The organism is Vibrio sp. Vb1755 (assembly GCF_033338635.1).
GTDB classification, from domain to species: domain Bacteria; phylum Pseudomonadota; class Gammaproteobacteria; order Enterobacterales; family Vibrionaceae; genus Vibrio; species Vibrio alginolyticus.
The window spans coordinates 40,628-51,388 of record NZ_JAWOTA010000002.1 but is presented as its reverse complement, the minus strand read 5'-3'; the positions used below and the strand labels follow the sequence as shown (position 1 = coordinate 51,388).

Annotated in this window: 8 protein-coding genes; 7 read left to right on the top strand and 1 reads right to left on the bottom strand. The window is 44.9% G+C overall.

The genetic code is table 11. The annotated features are described in order from the left end of the window. Positions 1-138 precede the first annotated feature (138 nt). The 7 genes from R7E00_RS02830 to R7E00_RS02800 all read left to right on the top strand — a co-directional run bounded on the left by R7E00_RS02830 (position 139) and on the right by R7E00_RS02800 (position 9,691). Positions 139-507, top strand: coding sequence for a hypothetical protein (locus R7E00_RS02830; protein WP_031777210.1), 369 nt, complete (start codon positions 139-141; stop codon positions 505-507). A gap of 9 nt (positions 508-516) precedes the next feature. Further along, positions 517-1,866 (top strand): HlyD family type I secretion periplasmic adaptor subunit, encoded by a 1,350-nt coding sequence (locus R7E00_RS02825; RefSeq protein ID WP_005375593.1) that lies wholly within the window; start codon positions 517-519, stop codon positions 1,864-1,866. A gap of 3 nt (positions 1,867-1,869) precedes the next feature. Continuing rightward, positions 1,870-4,101 carry a response regulator gene (locus R7E00_RS02820; protein ID WP_025768453.1) on the top strand — a complete coding sequence of 744 codons (2,232 nt, stop codon included), beginning with the start codon at positions 1,870-1,872 and terminating at the stop codon, positions 4,099-4,101. Then, positions 4,076-5,500: a TolC family protein gene (locus R7E00_RS02815; protein WP_262605996.1), complete on the top strand. Its 1,425-nt coding sequence runs from the start codon at positions 4,076-4,078 to the stop codon at positions 5,498-5,500. The genes R7E00_RS02820 and R7E00_RS02815 overlap by 26 nt, the downstream gene beginning before the upstream one ends. Beyond that, positions 5,490-7,076 carry an ATP-binding cassette domain-containing protein gene (locus R7E00_RS02810; protein ID WP_063345678.1) on the top strand — a complete coding sequence of 529 codons (1,587 nt, stop codon included), beginning with the start codon at positions 5,490-5,492 and terminating at the stop codon, positions 7,074-7,076. The genes R7E00_RS02815 and R7E00_RS02810 overlap by 11 nt, the downstream gene beginning before the upstream one ends. Then, on the top strand, positions 7,073-9,211 hold the full coding sequence (locus tag R7E00_RS02805; RefSeq protein ID WP_053303764.1) for an ATP-binding cassette domain-containing protein: 2,139 nt from the start codon (positions 7,073-7,075) through the stop codon (positions 9,209-9,211). The genes R7E00_RS02810 and R7E00_RS02805 overlap by 4 nt, the downstream gene beginning before the upstream one ends. A 105-nt stretch (positions 9,212-9,316) precedes the next feature. Continuing rightward, a complete protein-coding gene (locus R7E00_RS02800) occupies positions 9,317-9,691 on the top strand; it encodes a hypothetical protein (RefSeq protein ID WP_025768457.1) in 375 nt (124 codons plus the stop codon). 26 nt (positions 9,692-9,717) lie between these two features. On the opposite strand, the gene R7E00_RS02795 is transcribed toward R7E00_RS02800, so the two are convergent. Beyond that, positions 9,718-10,608, bottom strand: coding sequence for an RNA polymerase sigma factor RpoD/SigA (locus R7E00_RS02795; RefSeq protein ID WP_017635872.1), 891 nt, complete (start codon positions 10,606-10,608; stop codon positions 9,718-9,720). Positions 10,609-10,761: the final 153 nt, after the last annotated feature.

The window sequence follows — 10,761 nt, the reverse complement described above, 5'->3', positions numbered from 1 at the left end:
GTAAAGGACACCATTTTTAGAAACCAACTTTTTTATACAACTTTTTTCATACCTTTCGAGTTCCATAAAAACAAAAAAATTTGAAAACCCAGTATAAAGATCCTTACTTGTTGTCATTAAAGCAATTAGTGCGGTGGGATAATGATAAATATGACAAATCTGTTGCGCTCAGTCGACAACAGCCATAAAGGGCTGCAATTGCTATTAGGCGATTTTTACCAAGATTTCAGTGACGCAGGGATTGATATTGAGATGCTGCATAAACAAAACCGTTTTGAAGCACTCAGATGTTATTCAAAAAGACTAAAGACCATTCTCGTCTTGTTATGTGATGACGACTTACCACCAAAATTGGCAAAGCTTGAACACTTAAACAAACACCATTTCCCTGCTCCTAATGAATTGATCGAGGATGTTAAAACCGAGCTTAACAACGTAAACAAACAAATTAGCCAGCTGTTAAAAATCGAAAATTCAATCGATAGCCGCACAGGTAGTGAATCGTAGGGGTGGCTCATGAGCAATAAGCAAATAGAACATCACCTCAAAAAGGCGCTCGTTTCGAACAACGAAGCTTCGAAGGTAACAACAGACGATACAATCGTGCTAGCCAGTGCAATGACCAGCGTACACAAAACCTTGCTGGTTATCTTTTTGCTTTCCATGGTGGCTATCGCCGTGGCATCTCAGGCTCGTATCGACATTGTGGTGTCGGTGCGCGGTGAGCTATTGCTCGAATCTGACATCGAAAAAGTGCAACACCTTGAAGGCGGTATTCTAGAAGAAATGCTAGTGCGCAAAGGCGAAGTAGTTTACGAAGGTCAGCCTATTGCACGCCTTCGCTCTCTGGATAGAAACACTCAACTCGATACGGTAAACACAGAGATCATTCAGCTTGAGCTAGACAAGATTCGTTACGAAAGCCTGCGCGATATGGTGGAACCCGATTTTTCTGCCTACATCGAAAAGTACCCAGAATTAGTGCAAGTCAACATGAATACCTGGCAGCAAGAATTTTCTAAAAACCGTTCCAATGAAGAGTTGATCACTCACGATATCCAACATAAGAATTCGCTTATTGATTCAATGCTCAAGCGCCGTAAAAGCTCCGAGAACCAGCTCTCCTTGATACGCAAGCAGCTCAATATTAAGAACACCTTGTACAAAGAGGAAATGGCGTCTTACGTCGATGTTCTGAATATGCAGGTTCAAGAGTCAAACATGGTGCGTGAGATTGAAAACCTTGATGAGTCGGTCATGAATGAGCGCTTCCAACTCGACAAACTAGAGAAGCAGTACCGAGACTTGGTGGAGAATCGTAATGCCGAGTATCAAGCACAAATCATTCAAGCAAACAAGGACTTAAAGTTGAAACGTATATTACGTCCTCAACACTCAGATAAAGTGGATCGCCTCGTGGTTTACGCCCCTATTGACGGTGTAGTAGATAAAGTGCACTTCAATTTCCGCTCCGCTGTGATACCGCCAGGTGAAAGCATCGCGGACATTGCACCGATCAATAACGCCCTTCACGGAGAGGCGAAGATCCCGCGTAAAGACATGGGTTTTGTAGAAATCGGACAAGCGGTCAAAGTGAAGATGGATACCTACAACTTTGCCAAATACGGATTTTTGGAAGGTCGAATTGCATCGATCAGCCGTTCTTCTTATGAAGAAGAAGACGCTGAATTCTATCTCGCGGAAATCCAAATCAGTCAAAACTATCTAGAGCGCGGAGGCACACAATACAAGCTGTCCCCTTATATGGAGTTTACCGCAGACGTGAAAACAGGTTCACGCCGGGTGATCGAATACGCAGCGAAGCCGGTTATGTCGGCTATCGAAGACGCATTCGATGAGAGGTGATGGATGAGTAGCAAACCTTCTTACAATATTTCCGTTCCTGTTATGCGCCTAAGCATCGCTTTCAGCTTGATGCTGGCTGCCCTCGCCTTTTATTTGTATATCTCTTGGGAAAAAGTGGATTCAGTCGAGAAAGTGCAAAACGCGCCTCTGTTGGTTCAAGCTCAACAGCTCAACCAAACTATCGAGTTTGATATTCAAACGCTTCAACGCTGTTTAAGCGCGCGTTATTGCAGTACAACAGAGCTTGATTTTGAGGTTCTGAAAGACGAAATTGACCAATTTAAGTCGCTCGCGTCACTCAACAAAACCGAGTTTAGCTTGGTGGGCGCGACCGAATACACGCAGCTTGAACTGGCAATCAATCGCTTCTCAGACAGCCAAAAAACACGCGACGATGTGTTGGCACTGTACCTCTCGCTCACCAATAACTACCTACAAATGGACGACAACTACCGGACCATATTTAACAACCATGCGAGTGACCTAATGATGGAGAAAAACGAGTTCTTCATTTGGTTGTTTGTGGTCGTTGTCGTACTGGTTGGTATCGCAGTGCTATCGAACTTGGTGGCAATCCTTAAACTGAAAAAATCCAGCTCGAATGAGCGTGACATTGACCAAGAATTCGATGAGCTTTATCAAGAACTCAAACTACTGGATTTACAAAGGTTGGAAGAGTTGCTGAATGAAGTGAGCATCAATCCTAAGCAGCGTCAGATCTACTCACACCTAAAACTGATTTTCAGCAAACTCGAAGAGCAAAAACGCAATAACGATCTCTACAAGCAGCTCTATGCTCTGATTGGTTACGAGATTCGTGGCATCACCAACACCATTAACGGCGGCGTGCAATATCTCGTTCAAGAGACCGATGAGAGCGGAGTGTTGATGGCGCAAGATATAACCTCGGCTGCCAATACCCTGTCTGAATTGGCAGAGAACTACAACCGACTCATTTCACAAGGGACCGAGAGCAAATCGAAAGAGTTTTCACTGCTGAATGTACTGTCTGAATTGATGATTCACATCAGTTCAAAAGTGCAGCGAAATGAAGGTGAGCTAGACTGCTTTATCTCAGATAACTTACCAAACCGTGTTGAAGGACAATCCACCAGCTTATTCTGGGTGTTGTTCCTACAGCTATCAAATGCCATCCAACTCAAAGCCGACAAGAAACTGTTTGTCACCATTGAATCAGGTGCGGCGTCAGACATTGAAAATACCCGCTTGACCATCAATCTAAACTTCTTAACCACACTGGATGTGCCGTTTGCCAAGCTCAATACCCTACACTGGAGCGACCATAAACAGCACACTGCAACCAAAGACGATTTGGCTAAAAGCGTACTGAAAGATTATGGCTATTACGAGAGCCATTGGTATCAATCGGGCAATCAGGAACGTTTTCAAATTCAGCTCGATTTGAAAGCCAAAAGCTTCCACACCGAGAAAACTCGCTTCGACAATAAGCGTTTGTTGCTGTGTGCCAACTCTCAGCTGCGCATTGATGTAATGAACAAAATGTTAGTCAACTTGGGCTTGGAGATCACGCCAATTCGAACGCCGAACGAACTCTTCTCTGCTGCAAAAACCTTTGGCGAATACGATGCCATCATGCTGACCGACACGTTCGAGCCAAACAAGCTGCCCTCACTGAGCAAAACGGTGAAATCGCAACTGCGCAATCACCCGAACACGAAGTTGTTGCTTTCAGTCACTAGCACTCAGCAAGCACAAGAGAGTCATACCTTTGTCGACAAGATTCTGAACTCCCCCGCGATTCCGTATGAGTTCATCCCTAACCTATTAGCAATCATGGAAGCGGAAGCCTCTGAAGAACAGATGGAGAACAGCTCATTCCTGATTGTGGAGGATGACCGTGTTCAACAGATTCTACTCAAACGTATTTTGAGCAAGCAAGAATACGAAGCCGACACCGTTGGCGATGGCGCAGACGCCGTTCAGCACTTCATGAATCAGCGCTCGGATATCATTTTTATGGACTGCATCATGCCTGGCATGGGCGGTATTGAAGCAACCAAACGCATTCGACAATACGAACAAGAGAGCGGGCAAAACCCCTGCACCATCATAGGTGCGACAGCATTGACCAGCAGTAATGAACACCAAGCTTGTATCGAAGCTGGAATGGATTACGTGATCAGCAAACCTTATAAAAACGACGAAATCATCAAAGTGATCAACAAGTATGTGGCGGTACAGAAACTTAACTAGCTGCGTATTGGCAGCGCTTACATTGAGCAATACTCCTTCGGCAATGGCGACCACCTTGCTTGAGGCGGTCAAACTCGGCTTGGAAAACAATTTATCTCTGCGCGCTAGTGATAAAGGCGTGGAAGAAAACGAATACAACATCGACATTAGCCGTTCTAAGTTTCTACCCTCTTTAAACGGTGCTGCTGATACCACATGGAATGAAAACGAAACCATATTAACGGGAACACCGGATACACGTTCAAGCTACAACTCGAACAGCTACAGCGTGTCTTTATCCCAATCGGTGTTTAACCTTGGCGACATCTTCAAATACGGCACCGCGAAGCTTGATTTCAACATTGAAGAAATCAAGCACGAGAACAAAATCCAGAGCACCATTTCTGAAATCGCGACGCAATATTTCGAGTACCTGAAAAACAACGCGCAAATCAAAGCCACCAAAGTCGAGCTTAAATCGTCTGAAACACGTGAGCGCCAAATGCGTCGTAACGTGGAGCTTGGCAACACTGCGGCGAGCGAGTTGTATGAGGTGATTGCTCAGAAAGAAGGCATTGCCAATCGCTTAAGAACCCTAGAGAAAGACCGACGTGTGATTTTGAACGGTTTAGAGATTCAAGTTCAATACCCAGTCACCCCATCGCAGGACATCTACGAAAGCGTGCCCTTGGCGGAAATCAGCGAATCCGAACAACGCGCGATTCTTGAGCAAGCTTTGAAGCTAAATAACGACTTATTGGTTGCGAAGAAGACGGTAGAGCGCAGCCGAAGAGGCTTGAAAGAAAGCGGTTCAAACTTTGTGCCGACCGTATCGCTCTCTGCCAGTTACCGTTACGACGATGCGAACAACTATGACCGAACCGACCCAACCGCAACAGGGGACAGTAATTCCACCAGCGTCGGTTTGAACTTGAATGTGCCGATTTTCTCCGGTGGTTCGGATTACTACGGTTATCAAAAATCGTCGACTGCTATCGAGCGAACGGAACTACTGTACCAAGATTCGTTGTTCACGACGCGCAATAGCGTTAACACCTCGGTACTCAACATTAATGACTTCTCCCGCGCAATTAGCAGTTACGAGAACATCATCCGAGCCAACTACGCTTCCTACAAAGGCATTCAACGCGCTTACCAGCTTGGTACGCGAACCATTACCGACTTACTGGCAGCGGAAAGTAAACTGTTTAGCGCGCTACGTGATTACGAGAGCGCGCGTTATGACTACATCATTGAATCGATCAATCTTGAGCAAATCAAAGGCATGCTGTCGGTGCAATCCATCGAAAGCATCATGCAGTTGATGAGCGATATCGAAGGCAGAAGCAGTCAAGACTTAGTTCCAAAACACCTTCTCTCCAAACCATCGATTAAGAAAGGAGGTCGCAATGCAAACTGAGCATTTTTCCCAAAAGATTAACTTTGCTGACAAGTGTTATCTGACTTTCTCAACGGTCATCTCAACACTGTTTGGTTTAGTGCTGCCCTTTTCGATTCTGATTATTTTTGACCGAGTTTTACCTAACCAAGCCAAAGACACGCTGTTTCTTCTGTTTGCTATTATCTTGATCACCATCTTCCTCGACTATCACTTAAAGAATCAGGAAGAAAAGATTTCGTCGGTGATCATGAAGCAGTTCGAAACCAACTTAACCAACAAGGTGTTTCAATCCATCTGTTTGGCTGAGATATCGAAGTTTCGTCGCCTAGAACCCGGTGAATACCTAGAGCGTATTGCTACCATTCCTGAGATTAAATCCTTCTTTGGCGGAGAATCTGTACGGGCATTGATCAACCTTGCCGTCAGCATACTGACCATTCTGATTATCGGTCTGATCAACATCTGGGCGGGGGTGACCATCTTACTTGCCTCCATCGTTTTGGCCGTGTTCGCACTCAGCCTTTCCAAGCAAAAGATCAACAGCCTAGAAAACAAATCCGATATCGAAGGCTTAACCACCTCAAAAATTATCGAGATCATCTCTAGCCCACTCGATATCAAAGCACGCAATATGGAATATCGCGTTGAGAGCTTGATGACACAAATGGTGGAAGAACGTGAAGTCGAGAACATCAAATACGAGCAAATCGAATCAAACTTCAGCCTTATCTTGTCGCTCATACAACAGCTCTCCATCGCTTGTGTGGTGGTAGTTTTGGCAACGGCAGTTATCAACATGCAATCGAGCCAAGGCATCATGGCTGCCATCATCATGCTTACCAACCGCTACTTCGCGCCATACCAGCAAGTAATGCGCACGGTGAGTCGATGGGAGTTGAACAAGCTTCATATTCAACGTATCGCCGAGCTGCTTGAGCTTGCGGCATCTGTAGAACAACAAAATGATACGACAGAAGTCGAGCGCATCTCGGTGAAGTATTCGGAAAAGCAACGCATCGAGTTTGAACGTGGTCAGGCTTACTTGCTGACGGGGAAAAGCGGCGCAGGCAAAACCCATCTTGCCAATTGCATTACGCGGCAAAACACCGACAACAAACTGGACATTAAGATCAACGAGACACCACTCGATGACGTCAACTACAACGTCTGGCGTAATAGCGTGCTCATGGTCGACAAAACCAGTTCGTTCGTCGAAGGCACCATCATCGACAACTTGACTTGTTTCCGCCCAAGCTTAAATAACACGGCATTTGCGCTTTGCGAAACCATGAACATCAAAGCACAAATCGATGCCCTTCCCGCTGGTTTTTACACCGAGCTTAAAGGACATTTACGCAACCCATTCTCTCGCCAAGTCGCTTATGCCCTGTTGTTGGTGCGTGCCTTACTCGCGAACAAACGTGTGTTGATCTTCGACGACATCGACTGTGTTTATGATGACGACTTTGCTCGATTGGTTTTGACCAGTACTGCCTATCGCGCCAACGACAAAATACTCATCATCGTCAGCAATAAGATGGACAAGCTCAATCATCGCCTCAAACGCGTCAAACTTACCGGAGGTGACCAATGAGTATTTTGGTTGATTTTAATAATGTCCCTCAGCGCTTGTTGGACTTTGAGGCTCGCAGTTATGACGAGCGATACAATCAGTCACCTTTGATTCGTGGTTTAGCTTACACCCTCATTGCGCTTGAATGGGAAGGCACACCTTCTATCCTCAGTGACGCTTTTATCCCTAAACCAAAAGACAGCGACAGTTTTGTTGCCACGATTGAACGCCTTGGTTACCGTTGTGACGTCACCAAATTAAAAACGTTGGAACACATCGAGGGGCACCCTCATCCTTGTTTTATCGAGATCGAAAACCTCACTGCGATTTTCTTGGGCACCAAAGACGGCAAACTGATCCTGTTTGATTACACCAATAACAACACCATTGAATACCCGCTCTGCAAGAAGCCATGTTTGTTGGTCTCGATCAGCGAATACTCGCGCTTGTTCCGAGAGCCGCCACCTGAATCTCAAGACCGCAGTAACTGGATTAAATACGCGTTTTATCGCTACAACAATGAACTCAAGAGCCTGATTATCCTCAGCTTCGTGGTCAGTATTCTCGGCGCACTCCAGCCCTTTTTTATTATGAGTGTGTACAACTTCGCCTTGACGTCTAGCTCGCAAGCCACGCTCTATTGGCTCACGTTGTTTGCCGTGATTGTTGGGTTTTCGGAATACTTTTTCAAGAAAATGCGGGTCAACATCATCGCCACATCAGGGAAGGATTTGGCGGTGCATATTTCTCAAAACGTAATATCCAAACTGTTGTGGCTTCCTTATTCGATGACATCTACCGCTGGTGTCTCTTCTCAGTTAGCACGTTTGAAAGACATCGACACTTTCCGCCGTTTGGTAACCGCAGAGTCAACATTAAGCTACTTCGACATGCCGTTTGTTATCGTATTCATTATTGCCATTGCTCTTATGTCTGGTACCGCGGCGCTAGTCGTTATGGCGGGGTTGATTCTAATGTTGGTGTTCTGTGTTTATTCTCGTTACATCTACTCGCAAGCCACGTCCAAGAGCTCTCGCGCCAACGCCATGGTTTCTTACCAATGGAATGAGATTCTTCGTGGTATAAAAACCATCCAAGGCTTGCCATTGTTGCGTGTTATCCAGTCCCGCTTTAGCGCATCGCATTTACAAAGCACCAACGATGCAGAACATGTTTCAGTGACTAATAGCAGGGTTCAGGCAGCAGGCGGGAGTTTGATTCAGGTTATTGGTACCGCAAGTATCGTCGCGGCCGTTATCGGCGTGATGGACGGCACCTCCGATGCAGGTGCAATGCTTGCTACCGTAATTTTAGTCTGGAAGGCGTTGGGGCCTATTATGGGCATCTACAACTCTATTTCTAAGTTCCAATCCATTAAGGCGTCTTCTGCGCAAATCAACAACCTTATGGCGATGAATGACGATAAGCTAACGTTAGAGAAAAGCCCCCCTATTCGCCTATTTCAAGGTAGTATCGTCGGCTCTGGTGTGAGCCATCGTTATAGTGGTGCGGCAACAGGCTTAACTAATCTTGGTTTTAAAATTCCACCGGGCGCAAAAGTTGTGATTTGTGGACCAACAGGTTGCGGTAAAACGACGCTCATTTCTATTATCGCTGGGCTAGAGGAACGCTATCAAGGCTCAGTTTCGGTGGACGGTTATAACATCAAACAATTCAACAGTTACCGCTATCGAACCTCGATTAACTACGTCCCGTTTAACCTGCATATTTTTGAAGGCTCCTTGGAGACTAACTTCATCTTGCATAATGGGTTAATCCCAACAGAAAAAATGCGTGAAATGGTGAGTTTCTTTGAGCTCGATACATGGTTGCCACAAGGCCTGGACACTCAATTGAGCGTTGATATCTGTAAAAGTTTACCAAATGGTATTCAACAAAGACTGCGGCTCGCATTAGGGCTAGGTAACTGCGAACAATCTTTGATTATCATTGACGAGCCATTTAATGGTGCTGAGCAAGAAAACTCGCACTACTTCAAGCGGTTATTCAGCGACAAACTACTCAATAAGACCGTTATTTTCTCAACGAATGATCCGGGCATGATCTCTACATCCAACATGAGCTTAGTCTTGGAGCCAGATGGCAACCTGAAATATTTCGGGTTAACCGATAAGTACTTAAAAAGTCTAAGTTAAGTTCGGAATGTGGTGTGGTTCATCATTCATACTTGAGCACGGTCATTGACAAAAATGTAAACGATGAGACTATTTACTCTGTAAGCGCGTACACTAAGGAATCCGATGTATACATTTGTTGCAGACAAATTGGATGTGGTTTATTTATCAACGATACCAGAAAACTACCAGTTACAAGACTTCGACGTGCCTGAAGAAGAACTCGAAATTCGTGAAATTGTAGAGGTATGGTATGAGTGTGCGTTTCTTCCTGACTTTAACCTTCAACACATCGACATCGAAAACAAAACCGCATTAGTCGAGACACAAGCGCAAGTCGTAAACAACTACACAAGTACGCTCGCTTTTTTACTCAAAAGTCGTGCTTATCGCGCAGCACTTAACCGATTATTGAGTGTATGGAGATTGGAGGCAGCAGCTAAAGCACAGCTTGAGCTGCTGTTACTTACGGAAGAACAGAGTAGCAAGCCAGTAAATTAATCGGCTAGGATAAGGGGCTAAAAATCTTAAACCCAACCATCGAATCGGAGACGTTTCTGCACGCGTTCAACCGCCTCTATCTGCATCTGACGAACACGCTCGTTAGACACGTTTAACAACAGGCCTATTTCCGACAAGGTTTTCACTCTCTGGTCAAATAATCCGAATCGATGGATTAAGACTTTCTGCAACTTAGTTGGCAAGGTTTTAATAATATTTTCAATAGCTTGAGTAAAGCACTGATTTTCACAGTCTTGTTGTGGATCTGGCGTATACTCACTTTCACACAGTTCAAGAACAAATGGAACGCGATGTAGGTCCGCAGTGGTCGATACATCAATAAAGCCACTAAGCGCAACAAGTTCATCTATACGCTCTGCTTTCACCCCTGAGCAGCGTGAGAGTTCAGAAATAGACAACTCCTTGCTCTCACTTTTTGACGCATCGAGCTTTTTTAAAGCTAGGCTATTTATCTCTTTGCACACATGAGCAGGTAAACGTACCGTGCGGCCATTGTTCATTAATGCCGCTTCTATATTCTCGCGAATCCACCATACCGCATAAGTAGAAAAACGGTAGCCTGGCTCAGGATCGAACTTATCGACCGCTTTTATCAAACCAATGTTACCTTCTTCTATTAAATCGAGCAGAGTAAAGTTATTACCTGGCCGTTTGAGGTAACCTTTTGCGATTTTCACAACAAGTCGAAGATTAGACTCAATCAACATTTCGCGCGCTTCTTCATCACCAGCTCGATTAAGTTTGGCGTAATGCAACTCCTCTTCACGAGACAACAAATCAATCCCCACAATATCTTTGAGATAGTGAGCATAAGGGTCTTTCCCAACTGACAACGATTCTTTCATTGACAGTTCATCCGTGACAGCTCGGAACCTAGCAAAGCATTCGTTGTTCATTCCCCGTCCTTCTCAAGCCAACTTATTTCTTATCTTCTTTAATTGTTTTTGTACAACACTGTATGCATCATGCTTTATATGCATTACTTTACACTGAGTGTAGACAGGGGTTCTGATCTTTACCAAGAAATCACTTATCACTTTAAAACAATT